This is a genomic window from Gordonibacter pamelaeae, assembly GCF_003340385.1.
Lineage (GTDB): Bacteria > Actinomycetota > Coriobacteriia > Coriobacteriales > Eggerthellaceae > Gordonibacter > Gordonibacter pamelaeae.
Genome location: NZ_PPTS01000004.1, coordinates 104,203 through 119,687, shown reverse-complemented (window position 1 = coordinate 119,687; position 15,485 = coordinate 104,203). Strand labels below are relative to the sequence as shown.

Genomic DNA, 15,485 nt, shown 5'->3' with positions numbered 1-15,485 from the left:
CGTCGACATGAAGTTCAAGTTCAAAGTACAGCAGTATCAAACCGACGCCGCAGACGCGGTGGCCTCGGTCTTCGAGGGGCAGCCCAACCAGGGCGCCTCCGTCTACCTGCGCGATCTGGGCCGCAAGCCCAAGCGCGCGCAGGGCGAGATCGACTTCGGCGACGAGAGCGCCGAGGGCTACGCCAACGCGCCCGTCGCGCTTTCGGGCGCCGACATACTGGCAAACGTGCGCGCGGTGCAGCGACGCAACCAGATCCCTGAGTCGGAGGAGCTTTTCTGCGGCATGGGAGCTTGCCAGCTGGACGTCGAGATGGAGACGGGCACCGGCAAGACCTACGTCTACACCAAGACGATGCTCGAGCTCAACCGCCTGTACGGCTGGTGCAAGTTCATCGTGGTGGTGCCATCGGTCGCCATCCGCGAGGGCGTGGCCAAGAGCTTGGAGAACACCCAGGAGCACTTCTTCTCCCAATACCACAAGAGGATCAGGTTCTTCATATACGACTCGGACAACCTGACCGAGCTGGATTCGTACTCCCAATCGAGCGATGTCAACTGCATGGTCATCAACATGCAGGCGTTCAACGCGTCGATGAAGGAGGGCGCCAAGAACAAGGCGGCGCGCATCATCTTCGACGAGCGCGACGAGTTCAGCAGCCGCAGGCCCATCGACGTCATCGCTGCGAACCGCCCCATCGTCATCTGCGACGAGCCCCAGAAGATGGGAAAGAAGGGAGGCGCGACCCAGAAGGGCATCGCCCGCTTCAACCCTCTGTTCGTGCTGAGCTATTCGGCGACTCACAAGGAGAAGCACGACCTGGTGTATGCCCTGGACGCCCTGGACGCCTACAACCAGAAACTCGTCAAGCGCATCGAGGTGAAGGGCTTCGCCCTCAAGAACATGCGCGGTACCGACGGCTACCTGTACCTGCGCGACATCGTGGTGTCCAAGAACCGCGCACCGGAGGCCGTTATCGAGTTCAAGTGCATGGGGTCTGGCGGCAAGGTGCGCAAGAGGACCGCGCGCTTCGGCGAGGGCGACAGCATCTACGACGCCAGCGGCTCGACGAGGCTCGAGGCGTACCGCGGCTACACCATCGCGAGCGGCAACGACGGCGTGGTCCCGCCCCAGGACGGACGCGCGGGCTACGTGCGCTTCCTGGATGGCTCCATCGGGGACGACGGGCGCATCTACATCGGCGAGGTCTACGGCGACTCCGCCGCCGACGACATGCAGCGCATACAGATACGCGAGACGATCCTGAGCCACCTGCAAAAGGAGGAGGCGCTGTTCCGCCGCGGCATCAAGTGCCTGAGCCTTTTCTTCATCGACCAGGTTGCGAAGTACCGCGACCTCTCCGGCAACGGCGAAACCGTGGGCTACGGCAAGATCTTCGAGGAGGAGTACGAGGGCATCGTCTCCGACAGATTGAAGCACCCCACGCAGGACGATATCCTCGACCCCTCGTACGCGCAGTACCTCGGGCGATTCGAGGCGCGCTCGGTGCACTCCGGCTACTTCTCTGTGGACAAGAAGGGCAACGCCGTCGAGTCGAAGGCCGAGAAGAAGGCGGAGCGCGAGGACGGCATCGGCATCAACGACGACGACGCGAAGCGCGCCTACGACCTGATCCTGCGCGATAAGGAGCGCCTGCTTTCGTTCGATGAGCCGGTGCGCTTCATTTTCAGCCACTCTGCGCTGCGCGAGGGCTGGGACAACCCGAACATCTTCCAGATATGCACGCTCAAGGAATCGGGCTCCGAGACGAGCAAGCGCCAGGAGGTCGGCCGCGGCATGCGCCTGGCGGTCGACCAGGACGGCAACCGCCAGGACGCCGCCCTGCTGGGACCCGACGAGGTGCACCGCGTGAACCCGCTCACCGTGATCGCGTCGGAGAGCTACGAGACGTTCGTGAGGGATTTGCAGACCGATATAAGCAAGAGCCTGCGCGAGCGCCCGAGGAAGGTGGAGATGAACCTGTTCAGCGGGCGCGACGTCGTGCTCGACGGCGAGACGGTCTCCTTCACCGAGGAAGAGTCGAAGCGCATCTACAAGGCTCTTTACAAGTGCGACCTCATCGACGACAACGACAAGCCGACCGCCGAGTTCCGCAAGGTCGTAGAGGACGGCACCTTCGTGGAGTACTTCGTCGTGAAGCTACCCGAGCAAATCGCCGACGCCGCACACGCCAAGGCGGTCGAGGCGCTGGTGAGAAGCGTCTACGACGCGCACGCGCTCGACGGCATGATCGGGCGCGCCCAGGAGAAGATCACCGAGAACACGCTGACCGATAACTTCGCCAAGCGCGAGTTCAAGGAGCTGTGGGCGCGCATCAACCGCAAGCATGCCTACACGGTGAGCTTCTCGGACGACGAGCTGAGGAGCAAGTCGATAGAGCGCATCAACAGCGATTTGCGCGTGAGCAGGCTGCAGTACACCCTGACGGTCGGCGGGCAGAAGTCACAGGCCACGCGCGACGAGGTGCAGGGCGGCTCGTCGTTCGGCCGTACGCAGACCGAGACTCGCGACGTCGACGCTGGCACTGCGTCCGTGGGCGTGACCTACGACCTCGTGGGCGAGGTGGCGCAAGCCGCCGCCATCACGCGCAGGAGCGCCGCGGCGATCCTCGCCGGCATCGACGCCAACGTGTTCGGGCTCTACCGCGTGAACCCCGAGGAGTTCATCAAGAAGGCCGCTGCGCTCATCGTGTCGGAGAAGGCGACGATGATTGTGGAGCACATCAGCTACCACGAGATAGACGACGCCTACGACGAGGCGATTTTCACCGAGCGCATGCCCGACAACGCGAGCAAGGCGTACGAAGCCAAGAAGAACATCCAGCGCTTCGTGTTCCCCGACTCCGACGGCGAGCGCAGGTTCGCCGAGGACATGGACGCCGCCGCTGAGGTAGCGGTCTACGCCAAGCTGCCTCGAACGTTCCAGATCCCCACACCGGTGGGCAACTACGCCCCCGACTGGGCGATAGCATTCAAGGAGGGCAGCGTGCGCCATGTGTTCTTCGTCGCCGAGACCAAGGGCACCATGGACACGCTGGAGCTCTCCGGAGTGGAAAACGCCAAGATCGCTTGCGCGAAGAAGCTCTTCAACGAGATGAGCACCAGCGACGTGCGCTACCACAACGTGGCAACGTACGAGGACCTGCTCGAGGTGATGGGCAGGATGAGCTAGGCAACGCTTATGAGTCATAAGGAGAACCAGGAAAAGGCAGAACTTTCCATTTATGAGCAATCGCTGAAAGCCGCGAGGGCAAAAGGCGGAGAGGCGAGAAGGAACGTCGCCCGACTGTCGGGCGACGCCCGCCCATTCGATAGGCCCGATATTCTCATCACGGCCGAAGGCGGAAATAGAATAATTGGTATAGAGCACTTCCGAGTTGACCACCATATCGGGAAGGGCAAGAAGGCCGAATCCAAGTCCGCGAGGTTCTCTTCGGATGCAGAGCGGTTTCGAAAGCAACACGAGGATGCAGCTTGTAGGGACGCTCTGGCAGAAGAGGCTTATCGAGGGTTCGGCGATTTGATCAGCCGGGCGATACGGGAGCAATCGAACGCTTGCGTTGACGACATCAGGACTTCGCTCGACGCGGGACTGTTCGGCAAAGACGGTCGCGGGCATGCGTTCAAGCTCGATGCGTATCGCGAGAACATAACGCAGATTGACGCCAATGCCGATATCCGCCTAGGATTCCTGATCGAGATCCATACGGATTTGCGCCAATGGTTCCTCAATGATGGCTTTAAGGAGACTAAGGTATCTCCAGGTCAGTTCCCAATAAGTTGCGAAGCCTATGAGCTTCTCAAGAAGGCATCGGCTCAAGTTGACTGGATCTTGCTTGCGTTTTGCCCGCTTTACGGCGATGAGGTAAGAGACGCTGCGATTATCAGATGCTGCAACGGCATGTTCGAAACGAGCGCCGCTCGACAAGGCATTGTCCAGACACCATATTTAGGCCTTGGAAAAGAGACGCCTTTCGGAAGGCAGGATAGACAAGGAGAGGTTGAGTTCGGCGTCGGAAACGACGGCGTTGACTATCTGATCGAAAACACGTCCGGGCAGATGGAAGCCATCGAGCTGTTCAACAACGCGATAAGCGGAGCCGCCGAAGCACTCAATCTGGCGCGGAAGGGAAAACCCTTTGCTGCGACGACGTCCGTTCAGCTTGCCTACGACATAGCAAAAGACTCCTTGAAGCACAAAAACGGGAATGTTGGGCCGCAGGATGTCCTTAAGTCGATTGGCGGAATGGATCCATCAGAGAAGACCGCGCGGATGCAGAATTGGAGAAAGCGCTGGCCCGCCGATAGCGTATAGCTCAATTTTCGATTGATGCGGACGAGGCGCTTTGCGAGCCAACGATTTGATAGGAATGCAATGAAATGCAATCTCGACAAGCTAAAGAAGATCGATCTGCGCGATGTGTGGCCGCACGAGGCTCTCGACTTCACCAAGTGGCTCTCCGAGGAGCCCAACCTTGCCATATTGAGCTCAGCAGTCGGCATCGAGCTCGAGCTTATAGAGACCGAGTCGTCAGTGGGCTCGTTCAACGTCGACATCTATGCGCAGGAAGCCGGCACCGGACGCAAGGTGATCATCGAGAACCAACTCGAGGACACCAACCACGACCACCTAGGCAAGGTAATCACTTACGCCGCCGGCAAGGGCGCCGAGGTCGTCATATGGGTGGTGGCACGCGCACGCGACGAGCACCGTCAGGCCATCGAGTGGCTCAACCAGCACACCGACAGCGATTTCGGGTTCTTCCTAGTGGAGATAGAGCTGTGGTCCATCGGCGACTCCCTGCCCGCCCCACGCTTCAATGTGGTCGAGCAGCCTAACGAGTGGACGAAGGCCATCAAACTCAGCGAGGGCCTCTCAGAGACCGAGCGCGTCAAGCTGTCTTACTGGACCAAGTATCGCGAGGTTGCCCAGGCGACGCCTGAGTTTTTGAAGGCGTTCAACCCGCAGAAGCCCTCGAAGGACCATTGGACGACGCTGCGCTGCGGCACGTCCGCCTACCATATCGCATTGCTCATAGACACGCAGCACGGCAGAATCGGCATCGAGTTCTACGCACCCGACGACAAGGAAATCGGCCACAAGGCCATCGACAACACCGATTTGTTTGAAGAACGTCTCGGCCTTGCGGCCACACCCTTCGACGCCAAGAAGGCATCGGGGCTTCGCTTCTACAAAGACGGCTGCAAGATCAAGAACAACGAGGCCGCCTGGCCGAGATTCATATCCGAGCAGCTCGAGTGGGCTCTCGCCATGAAGAAGCTAATCGCCGAACTGGGGCTTTAGGCGTCAACCGCGTCCCATTCCGAAGATACTTGCGGTGTTGGATTCTGCATCCATTACGGCTGTCACTGGCCCTTCCAAAGGTGCGGCCTGCTCCAACGGTTCAGACACCGAATCGTCAACCCCCTCACCGAGCGCCAGGAAGAGCCTCATCACGTGCTCAATTCTCTGTTGTAGGGACTCGCTCAGCTCGCCGTAGGAGGCCGCCAGCCGTACTTCCTTGGTTAACTCCGCCATCGAGCCCTTCAGCGCCTTCTGAACGCTCACAGAGGGCCTCACCTCGACCTGGGTATCGGTCAGCTTGGCGATGATGTAGTCCTGCCTGTTCATGCCGCTCCAGGCGGCCATCTCGCATATGAGCTTGTGCTCTTCGGGCGTGCAGCGGAACGCCATCGTCTTGCTGCGCTTGCGGGCGCTGTTCTCGCACGGCATCCTTCTTACCCCCTCGCCCCGTCGAGCGCGGCGGCCATCTCGTCCTGCTTCGTGGGGAACAGGTGCGCGTATCGGTAGGTGATGTCCACCGCCTCGTGGCCCATGCGCTCGGCGATGGCCAGCGCGGAGAAGCCCATCTCGATCAGCAGGCTCACATGGCTGTGGCGTATGTCGTGTATTCGGATGCGCTTCACGCCCGACGCCTTGCACCCGCGCTTCATCTCGTGCGCCAGGAAGTGCTTGGTCACGGCGAACAGGCGCTCGTCGGGGGCGACGTCGTCGCGCATCTCGATGAAGTCCGCCATCTCGTCGCGCAGGAAGGCTGGCATGACGATCGTGCGCACCGACTTGGGCGTCTTGGGGTCGGTCACGGTGTCAACGCCGTGGAGGCTCTGGTACGACTTGTTGATGCGCAGCCGCGAGCTATCCAGCATGAAGTCGGACGGAGTGAGCGCCAGGAGCTCGCCGCAGCGTATGCCCGTCCAGTACAGCAGCTCGAAGGCGTGGAACGACAGCGGCTTGTCCATGACGGCCTCGCTGAACCTCAGGTACTCGTCCTTGGTCCAGAACTGCATCTCGCCGCCCTTCTTCGAGCCTATCTTGTCGACCCTGCGCACCGGGTTGTCGGTGAGGCCGTAGTAGCGCTCGGCGTGGTTGAAGATGGCGTTGAGCTGGTTGTTTACCGTGCGCAGGTACGTCGGCGCCCAGGGCTTCCCGTCGGCGTCCCGGTGCTCGGTGAGCTCGTTTTGCCACCTGATGACGTCTATCGGCCTCACGTCGCACATGCGCATGTTCCCGAAGAACGGCACCAGCTTGTCGTTGATGATGTACTCCTTGGTGATCCAGGTATGCTCTCGTATACGGGGCTTCACCTCTGAGGCGTACACCTCCACGAAGTCGGAGAACGTCATGTCCATTGCCCCGCCGTGCAGGCTCTTGAACTGGCTCTCCCACACGGCGGCCTCCACCTCCGTTGAGAAGCCGCGCTTCGTCTTGTGGCGCTTCGAGCCGCGGGCGTCGCGGTAGTAGCACTGCACGTAGTACGTGCCGTTGTCCCCATCTTGATAAACAGGCATCTCAGTCCACCTCCGGGAAGTACAGGGCGTCGAAGACGTCGCTCCGGACGCGCCCGCGGATCACCACGCGCCCGCGCGCCTCCTGCTCGGCGTTTATCTTCCTGATCACCTCGTAGGCGCTGCCTTTCTTGATCCTCAACAGCCCCGCGACCTCGTCGGCGTCCAGCATGTGCGGCCTCGGCGTCTTCGCCACCTTCTCGTCCATGACTCCTCCTATCAATAGCGTACGGATACGTACGGTTTACAGATTGAGAGTAAACGTACATATCTGTACTGTCAATAGAATTGCGTACATTTGCGTACGCTGATAAGATGTGCTGGTACGTATTTCCAGGAGGTGGGCGCATGTCCGTAGGCGAGAACATAAGGCGGTACCGCAAGTTGCGGGGCATGACGCAGGCGCAGCTCGCCGAGGCCGTCGGACTGACCGAGGGGGCCGTGCGCCATTATGAGAGCGGCATCCGCGCCGTCAAGCCCGAGCTGCTCGAGTCCATCTCCGCTGCGCTCGGCGTTTCCGTCAACGCCCTCAAGGATTACGGCGTCGAGACCGCGGGCGACCTCATGTCGCTGCTCGTGCGGCTCGAGGACTCCTTCGGCATCGTGCCCGCAGCCGACGGCTCGGGCCTCTCCCTGAACCCCAAGGCGCCGCACGCGCCCAAAGCCGCGATGGCGATCAAGCTGTGGGCAGAGAAGCGCGCGCAGCTCGAGAACGGCGAAATCGACGCCGCCGAGTACGAGGACTGGAAAGCCTCGCTGTAGCGGCTCTCTGCATTTCGCAATCAACGCAACCGAATCAGAACGCCAAGCTAGGCGGTGAGCGCCGCTCGCACCTGCGTATGCTGAGTTTTTACTCCCCATTGCATGCAAAGGCATTTTCGGCGCACCTGGGGAGTAAACGACGCGGTGGCTTACAGGGCGGCACACGGCATCACACCGCGGCATTTCCCCTGGTTACTCCCGTTTTCATTGAGACGGTGAGATTCTTTACTCCCCATTAACCACCTGGGGAAACGCCGTGCGGAGACCGCAAAAACGCCCATTGAGTTCGATTTGAGTTTCACGGGCCCCGAAACGACCCCGTTTCGCCCTCGGGGACAAAAACCGCGCGTCTACTCACTTGGGATGAATCCTTACTCCCGTTCCTCCGAATACCGCCCAGTGCTTTGCCATCTTGAAATACGGGGAGTAAATGGCGAAATCGCAGGTGAAAGGGAGTAAAAAGCCAAAGAAAAAGCCTCCGTTCCAACGCGGGAACGGAGGCTCGATTACCGTATTTACTCACCAATGTCGCTGGTGGCTTTGCCGTGACCCTCGTACGAAACGAAACTCAGAGGCACAGTGCAGCACTAAAAAGTGCAGGTCAAAGCCCTATTGGCTTACTCCCACTCGATCGTCGCGGGGGGTTTGCTGGTGATGTCGTACGCTACCCGGTTGACCCCCGGCACCTCGGCCACGATGCGGCCGGACACGCGGGCCAGCACCTCGTACGGCAGCTTCGCCCAGTCGGCGGTCATGGCGTCGCTTGACTCCACGGCGCGTAGGACGATGGGGTAGCCGTACGTCCGCTCGTCGCCCATGACGCCGACGCTCTTGACGTCGGGGAGCACGGCGAAGTACTGCCATACGCTGCGCTCGCTGTTGCGGTCGCCGGTTTCCTCGAACACGCGGGCGTTGTAGGCGTCCAGCTCCTCGCGGACGATGGCGTCGGCGTTCTTCAGAATCTCCAGCTTCTCGCGTGTCACGGTGCCGATGATGCGGATGGCCAGGCCCGGTCCGGGGAAGGGCTGGCGATGCACGATGTGGTCGGGCAGCCCGAGCGCGGTGCCCAGCGCGCGCACCTCGTCCTTGAAGAAGTGATCCAACGGCTCGATCAAATCGAACGACACGCCGTCGGGGAAGGGGATCAGGTTGTGGTGGCTCTTGATGGTGGACGCTTTGCCGCCGGTCTTGCGGGCGCCGCTCTCGATGATGTCGGGATAGATGGTGCCCTGGGCCAGGTACTTCACCGGCCGGCCGCCCTCGGCGAGGTCCTCCGCCACGGCGAAGAACTCCTTCCAGAACTGCGAGCCGATGATGCGGCGCTTCTGCTCGGGCTCGACAACGTCGGCCAGCAGCGCGGCGTAGCGGTCCTCGGCGTGCACGTGCACGAAGTCCACGTCGAACTGCTTCGTGAACACCTCTTCCACTTCTTCGGGCTCGTTCTTGCGCAGCAGGCCGTGGTTGATGAACACGCAGGTCAGCTGTTTGCCGATGGCCTTCGCGCACAGCGCGGCCACCACGGAGGAGTCCACGCCGCCCGACAATCCCAGGATCACGCGGTCGCCGCCTACCTGCGCGCGGATGGCCGCCACGGCGTCGTCGATGATTGAGTCCATCGTCCAGCTGGCCTCGAGGCCGCAGATGCCGAACAGGAAGTTGCACAAAAGCTCGTCGCCGTGCGGCGTGTGGCGCACCTCGGGGTGGAACTGCGTCGCGTACAAACGGCGCTCGGCGCACTCCATCGAAGCCACGGGGCACGTGGCGGTCGAGGCCGTCACCGCGAAGCCCGCGGGCACCTCGGCCACGGCGTCGCGGTGGCTCATCCATACCGTCTGCTCGACGGGCGTCTCGCCGTACAGCGCGGACGCGCCCTCGTCGCGGCGCGTCAAGGAGGCCGCCCCGTACTCGCCGGCGTCGGTATGGCCGACCGTGCCGCCCAGCGTCACGGCCATGATCTGCTGCCCGTAGCAGAAGCCGAGCATCGGGATGCCCAGCTCGAAGATGTCCGGATCGATGGACGGCGCGTCCTCGGCGTACACGCTGGCCGGCCCGCCCGACAGGATGATGGCCGCCGGCGCCAGCGCGGCAACCTCGGAGGCGGTGATGTCGCACGGGACGATCTCGGAGTACACGTGCAAATCGCGCACGCGGCGGGCGATGAGCTGCCCGTACTGCGCTCCGAAATCGACGACGATGACCAACTGGCTGGATGGGGTGGCAGGCATGGGGCTCTCCTTCGCACGGGCGGCGGCCAAGCGGAGGCGCCCGCAATACGCATCTCTCTTCTCAGCGTCCCATCTTACACGAATCACCGTCTCCGGCGCAGGTCGCAGCTTCATATACGCGCACTGTACAAAAAACAGCGTGAGCTGCCGGCCTGACAGCCTTTATAATCAAATCGAGCCATCATTCGCCATGCGAAGGGGAATCCAATGGGAGACATCAAGCTGTTCAACATCAAGCCTTCGGTGCGCGCCATCGAGCTCAAGCCGGCAAAGCTCGAGAAAGGCGTGCAGCAGCTCATCGAAGCGAACATGGAGGCCTTCTTCGGCATCAGGTTCTTGCAAACGGAGTACGTCATCAACCATGCGGGGGAATACGAGAACCAGGCCGGTCGGATCGACAGCCTCGGTATTGACGAGAACAACTCTCCGATCGTGTTCGAGTACAAACGCGACTCCAACGAGAACGTCATCAATCAGGGACTGTTCTACTTGGACTGGCTCATGGATCATCGTGCGGACTTCTGGCGGCTGGTGCTCGACAAGCTCGGCAAGCAGGTCGCCGACTCGATAGACTGGAGCTCTCCGGCGGTGTACTGCGTCGCCAGCTCCTTCGGAAAATACGATCTCCACGCAATCAAGCAGATGAATCGCAACATCCGGCTCGTTCGCTACGCGAAGAGCGACGACGTCATCCTGTTCGAGTTCTTGAACGCGCCGTCGACCGCTCCGTCGGTTTCGGCGACGACGGGCGGATCGCTCGGTAAGAAATACGTGGACAAGACATTCGCCGAGCAGCTGGTCGGAGCGCCGGAGAAGCTGCGCGAGGTGGTCGACGAGGTCCGCCATTACATGGCCTCGTTCGGCGACGACGTGTCGGAGAACGAGCTGAAGCTCTACCTCGCCATCAAGAAGGTGCGCAACATCGTGTGCATAGAGGTGAACCAGAAGCGGGTGATCCTTCATTTGGCGCTCGACGCCTCGACGGTTGCGGAAACGAGCTTGGTGAGGGACTGCTCGGGCAAAGGCCATTGGGGAACGGGCGATATCGAGGTCGGCCTCACCTCGCTCGACGAGCTTGAAGAGGTTAAGCCCCTTCTCGAGCGCGCCTACCTGGAGAACTAGCGTCCTCCTGGCATCCGCGGCGTCCCGACCCTCTTCCCAACCTGCCCGTGTTCCCCCTGTGGTTTCTTCGACCTCGCCGGTCGGCGTCGTGTACAATGCCCGGCATGGAGAAAGCGAACAGGGACAGAGGCGAGCTCGACGAGGAGCGCAGGCGTGCTCTGCATGCCTCGTTCAACCGGCGCATCTCGTACCTGTGCAAGCTGGCGGCGCTTGTGATAGCCGTCGTGGCGTTCGCCACCATCGCCGTGGGGCAGGAAGCCCCCAAGTTCGTGCTCATGGGGCTGTGCCTCTCGGTCGCCCTGCTGGCTATCGCCATGCTGCAGGACCATTACCAGCACAAACAGTAATCCCGAAGGACAACGAGGAAGTACCCGCGCATGATCATCGAAGCATTGAAAGCGTTTCTCATCGGCATCGTCGAGGGCATCACCGAATGGCTGCCCATCTCGTCCACCGGCCACATGATCCTCGTGGACGAGTTCGTGAAGCTGCAGGTGTCCGACGAGTTCCTGGCCCTGTTCCTCGTGGTCATCCAGCTGGGCGCCATCATGGCCGTGCTCATCCTGTACTTCCACAAGCTCAACCCTTTCTCGCCGAAGAAGACGAGCGTGCAGAAGAAGTCCACCTGGCGCCTCTGGGGCATGGTGGCCATCGGCTGCATCCCCGCGGCCATCATCGGCCTGGCGTTCGACGACTGGGTCAACGAGCACTTCTACAACAAGGTGACCGTGGCCGCGATGCTCATCGTGTACGGCGTGGCGTTCATCGTGCTCGAGCGCCGCAACCGCCGCCGCCTGCGCGAGGCCGAGGCCGCCCTCGCCGCGCCGCGCGGCCGGCACGCGCGCCAGTCGTACGGCGACGTGGCCGACGAGGCCGAGGCGCAGCTGTTCAAGATCACCGACGTGGACGAGATCGACTGGAAGACCGCCCTCAAGATCGGCTGCTTCCAGGTGCTCGCCATCATCCCCGGCACGAGCCGTTCCGGCGCCACCATCATCGGCGGCATGCTGTCGGGCTGCTCGCGCACCGCGGCGGCCGAGTTCACGTTCTTCCTGGCCATCCCCATCATGTTCGGCTGGGGCCTGGTGAAGTGCCTCAAGTTCTTCGCCGCGGGCCTGGCCATGACCATGACGGAGGTCGTCGTGCTCGCGGTGGGCATCGTGACGGCGTTCGTCATGTCGGTCATCGCCATCAAGTTCCTCATGGGCTACATCAAGAAGAACGACTTCACGGCGTTCGGCTGGTACCGCATCGTCGTGGGCGTGCTGGTGCTGGGCTACTTCGTGTTCGAATCGATGGGCATGCTGCCGTAGGGCGGCGTCCGCAAGCGAGCACTCGACGAGCCCTCGACCGGTCCGCTTCCGTGGTTCTTCCCGCTAAATCCCAGCGGCGCGCTTACCGAGCGCGCCGCTTTTGCTATCATGTCAGGCACACGTGTTGCCCGAAGAGGCCCTCCAACGTGCGGGGGCGCGGGCTGAAGCGCACGTTATCGCATGAGAGTCATGAGAGGAAAGCCGATGTCTGAGAAAGACACCTCCCTTGCGGAGATTCAAGAACATCGTGCCAAGATCGACGAGATCGACCGCCAGATCGTCGCGCTGCTCAACAAGCGCGCCGGCCATTCGCTGGTCATCCGCGGTCTCAAGCCCGGTGCCCATCTGGGCCTGTACGACGCCAAGCGCGAAGAGGAGATCTTCGCGAAGGTGAGCAGCTACAACGAGGGTCCCCTGTACAACGAGAACCTGCGCGAGATCTACGCCACCATTCTCAAGATCATGAAGGAGACCCCGTCGGTATGAGCGAAGTCAACATCCCCTCTATCCCCGATCTCGGATCGCGCTCCGACGAGATCACCATCTTCGCCGGCCCGTGCTCCGTGGAGTCGGTCGAGCAGTTCGACGAAGTGGCCGCATGCGTGGCCGGCCTCGGCCTCACCTGGATCCGCGGCGGCGCGTTCAAGCCGCGCACGAACCCGCACTCGTTCCAGGGCCTGGGCGAGGAGGCCCTCAAGATCATGCGCGACGCGGGCGAGAAGCACGGCCTGAAGACGCTCACCGAGGTCATGGACTCCGCGCACTGCGAGCTCGTGCACTCCTACGTGGACGGCCTGCAGGTGGGCGCGCGCAACTTTCAGAACTTCAGCCTGCTGAAGAAGATCGGCCAGGTCACGGCCACCTCGCACAAGATGGTGCTGTACAAGCGCGGCTTCGCGGGCACCATCGCCGAGTGGCTGGCCGCCACCGACTACCTCACCGCCGAGGGCAACGACAACGTGGTGCTGTGCGAGCGCGGCATCCGCACGTTCGAGACGGCCACGCGCTTCACGCTGGACATCGCGGCCGTGCCCGTGATTCACAAGCAGTCGCTGTGCCCCGTGTGCATCGACGTGTCGCACCCCGCCGGCCAGCGCGACCTCGTGCCGTCGCTCGCCTTTGCCGCCGTGGCGGCCGGGGCCGACTCCCTCATGATCGAGGTGCATCCCAACCCGCCCGCGGCCCTCTCCGACGGCCCGCAGCAGCTGACGCCCGCCCAGTTCGAGGTGCTCGTCGCCAAGCTCCGCGAGATCGCCGCCGTCTTCGGCAAGCGCATCGTGTAAAGGATCGGGCGCATCCGACGGGCGGAAACCCGCCGGATGCGCCCTGTTCGTAAAAACTTTACCCGAGCTTTACCTTCCCTTGACGAAGGCCTTACCGTCCACCCGGTATCCTTTCGACTCACGCGCACTGACGCTGCAACCGACTGATGCGAAGGGGAGTCCCGCGTGAACGCTCCGATGGAAACCGTGTTCGGCCTCTTGGGCGGACTGGCTGTGTTCCTGTTCGGCATGAACATGATGTCCGAGGGCCTGCAGAAGGCCGCCGGCGCCAAGATGAAGTCGATCCTGTCCCTGCTCACCTCCAATCCCGTGCTCGGCGTGCTGGCCGGTGCGGTGGTCACCGCCGTGCTGCAGAGCTCCAGCGCCACCACGGTCATGGCCATCGGCTTCGTGAGCGCGCGCCTCATGACCATGCGCCAGGCCATTGCGGTCATCTTCGGCGCGAACATCGGCACCACGATGACGGCCCAGCTCATGGCGTTCAAGATCAGCGACTACATCTGGCTCATCGTGTTCGTGGGCTTCATCGTGTGGTTCGTGGCGAAGGACGAGCGCGTCAAGAACATCGGGCAGACCGTGTTCGCGTTCGGCCTCCTGTTCGTGGGCATCGACACGATGGGCGCCGTCATGAAGCCTCTCGCGCAGAGCGACGTGTTCCTGTCCATGATCGACCAGGTGAAGGACATTCCCGCGCTCGGCGTGGTGGTAGGCACCGTGATGACGCTCGTCGTGCAGAGCTCCAGCGCCACCATCGCGGTGCTGCAGAGCTTCGCCTCGCAGCCCGGCCCCGACGGCGTGACCAGCGTGCTGGGCCTCCAGGGCTCCATCCCCATCCTGCTGGGCGACAACATAGGCACCACCATCACCGCGCTTCTGGCCTGCATCGGGCAGTCGCGCGACGCGAAGCGCACGGCCGTGGCGCACAGCGTGTTCAACATCACGGGCGCGTTTCTGTTCATCTGGTTCGTGCCAGTGCTCGCCTCGTTCGTGCAGCTCATCACGCCGGGTCCCGAGCTCGACGTCATCGCACGGCAGATCGCGAACGCCCACACCACCTTCAACGTCGTCTGCACGCTTCTGTGGCTGCCGCTTCTGGGCGTGATGGTGAAGATCGTCACGTTCCTCGTTCCGGGCAAGGAGGAAGAGCACGGGCCGGGCGCGCTCGTCACGCTCGACGAGAACATCCTCGGCCAGCCGGTGTTCGCCATCCGCATGTTCGGCGAGGAGCTGCAGAAGTTCTGCGACAAGGTGGGCTCCATGCTGGAGACGCTGCCCGGGGCCGTCGCGAGCCGGGACGCCGCCGCGCTCAAGGCCCTGCAAGGCGACTGCGCCCAGGTGGAGGCCGCGGAGGTGGAGCTTGCGAACTACGCGGTGGAGCTGCTAAGCGCCGGCGCGACCTCGGAGCGGCAGGCGGCCGAGATCACCGATCTCATGTCCATCGTGGACGCAGTGGGCCGCATCGGCTCGCGCTGCGGCGAGGTGGCCGGGCTCTACGGCGAGAACCTCGCATCCAAGAAGCCGTTCTCGGACGAGGCGCGCGAGGAGCTGGCTGAGGGCGCTGCCATGGTGTCGGAGATGTACGATGCGGTACTGCGGTTCCTAAGCGACCAGGATGCGGCATCCGAGCAGGTGCTCGACGAGCGCCGGCGCGCCATCATCAAGCGCCAGAGCAAGGCCCGCAAAGCCCACTTCCGCCGCGTGAGCAGCCGCCAGTGCGCGCCCGAGAACAAGGCCGTGTACAACCAGCTGCTGCTCGGGCTCGAGCGCGCGGGCAACGAGTGCTCGAACCTCGTGGAGCACGGCGCGGAGCTGTCCATGTGGCGCGACTCCCTCGGCGCCGGCCGCCCCGGCGACGACGAGCCCGCCGCCCCGCTCGACGAGCTGGCCGAGGCGTACGCATAGCGGGACGGGCGCTTGCGCAGATTGCGCGCGTTTGCCCGTCGCCCTGCGGGAAA

The 15,485-nt window shown here is 62.6% G+C and carries 14 protein-coding genes; 10 read left to right on the top strand and 4 right to left on the bottom strand.

Going from position 1 to position 15,485, the window contains the following annotated elements; all coding sequences use genetic code 11:
• The first annotated feature begins 7 nt into the window (after window positions 1–7).
• From C1877_RS07665 to C1877_RS07655, 3 genes are read left to right on the top strand one after another with little or no spacing between them, the layout of a single operon-like run.
• Window positions 8–3,190, top strand: a complete 3,183-nt coding sequence (locus tag C1877_RS07665; RefSeq protein ID WP_114568865.1) for a type III restriction-modification system endonuclease — start codon at window positions 8–10, stop codon at window positions 3,188–3,190.
• 9 nt (window positions 3,191–3,199) lie between these two features.
• Window positions 3,200–4,333, top strand: coding sequence for a hypothetical protein (locus C1877_RS07660; RefSeq protein WP_114568864.1), 1,134 nt, complete (start codon window positions 3,200–3,202; stop codon window positions 4,331–4,333).
• A 60-nt stretch (window positions 4,334–4,393) separates the two neighbouring features.
• A complete protein-coding gene (locus C1877_RS07655) occupies window positions 4,394–5,323 on the top strand; it encodes a DUF4268 domain-containing protein (protein WP_114568863.1) in 930 nt (309 codons plus the stop codon).
• A 3-nt stretch (window positions 5,324–5,326) separates the two neighbouring features.
• Here C1877_RS07655 and C1877_RS07650 read toward each other — a convergent pair whose 3' ends face one another.
• Genes C1877_RS07650 through C1877_RS07640 form a run of 3 tightly spaced genes read right to left on the bottom strand, consistent with a single transcriptional unit; the run spans window position 5,327 to window position 7,033 of the window.
• Window positions 5,327–5,752 carry a plasmid mobilization protein gene (locus tag C1877_RS07650; protein ID WP_114568862.1) on the bottom strand — a complete coding sequence of 142 codons (426 nt, stop codon included), beginning with the start codon at window positions 5,750–5,752 and terminating at the stop codon, window positions 5,327–5,329.
• A gap of 5 nt (window positions 5,753–5,757) precedes the next feature.
• Window positions 5,758–6,828 carry a site-specific integrase gene (locus C1877_RS07645; RefSeq protein WP_114568861.1) on the bottom strand — a complete coding sequence of 357 codons (1,071 nt, stop codon included), beginning with the start codon at window positions 6,826–6,828 and terminating at the stop codon, window positions 5,758–5,760.
• Between the two features lies 1 nt (window position 6,829).
• Window positions 6,830–7,033, bottom strand: a complete 204-nt coding sequence (locus C1877_RS07640) for a hypothetical protein (protein ID WP_114568860.1) — start codon at window positions 7,031–7,033, stop codon at window positions 6,830–6,832.
• 140 nt (window positions 7,034–7,173) lie between these two features.
• Between C1877_RS07640 and C1877_RS07635 the strand changes: the two genes are divergently transcribed.
• Window positions 7,174–7,587 (top strand): helix-turn-helix domain-containing protein, encoded by a 414-nt coding sequence (locus tag C1877_RS07635; RefSeq protein ID WP_114568859.1) that lies wholly within the window; start codon window positions 7,174–7,176, stop codon window positions 7,585–7,587.
• 617 nt (window positions 7,588–8,204) lie between these two features.
• On the opposite strand, the gene guaA is transcribed toward C1877_RS07635, so the two are convergent.
• Window positions 8,205–9,812 (bottom strand): glutamine-hydrolyzing GMP synthase, encoded by a 1,608-nt coding sequence (gene guaA / locus C1877_RS07630; protein ID WP_114568858.1) that lies wholly within the window; start codon window positions 9,810–9,812, stop codon window positions 8,205–8,207.
• 207 nt (window positions 9,813–10,019) lie between these two features.
• On the opposite strand from guaA, the gene C1877_RS15705 reads away from it, so the two are divergent.
• The 6 genes from C1877_RS15705 (at window position 10,020) to C1877_RS07600 (ending at window position 15,432) form a co-directional block, all read left to right on the top strand.
• A complete protein-coding gene (locus C1877_RS15705) occupies window positions 10,020–10,934 on the top strand; it encodes a DUF5655 domain-containing protein (protein WP_015540462.1) in 915 nt (304 codons plus the stop codon).
• Window positions 10,935–11,038: 104 nt separating this feature from the next.
• A complete protein-coding gene (locus C1877_RS07620; RefSeq protein ID WP_227155320.1) occupies window positions 11,039–11,281 on the top strand; it encodes a hypothetical protein in 243 nt (80 codons plus the stop codon).
• Between the two features lie 30 nt (window positions 11,282–11,311).
• Window positions 11,312–12,247, top strand: coding sequence for an undecaprenyl-diphosphate phosphatase (locus C1877_RS07615; RefSeq protein WP_114568857.1), 936 nt, complete (start codon window positions 11,312–11,314; stop codon window positions 12,245–12,247).
• A 204-nt stretch (window positions 12,248–12,451) separates the two neighbouring features.
• Complete coding sequence (locus C1877_RS07610; RefSeq protein ID WP_015540464.1) at window positions 12,452–12,733, top strand: chorismate mutase; 282 nt, start codon at window positions 12,452–12,454, stop codon at window positions 12,731–12,733.
• Complete coding sequence (gene aroF, locus C1877_RS07605; protein WP_015540465.1) at window positions 12,730–13,530, top strand: 3-deoxy-7-phosphoheptulonate synthase; 801 nt, start codon at window positions 12,730–12,732, stop codon at window positions 13,528–13,530. The genes C1877_RS07610 and aroF overlap by 4 nt, the downstream gene beginning before the upstream one ends.
• A gap of 165 nt (window positions 13,531–13,695) precedes the next feature.
• Entirely contained in the window at window positions 13,696–15,432 is a 1,737-nt protein-coding gene (locus C1877_RS07600) for a Na/Pi cotransporter family protein (protein ID WP_114568856.1), read from the top strand.
• The last annotated feature ends 53 nt before the right edge of the window (window positions 15,433–15,485 follow it).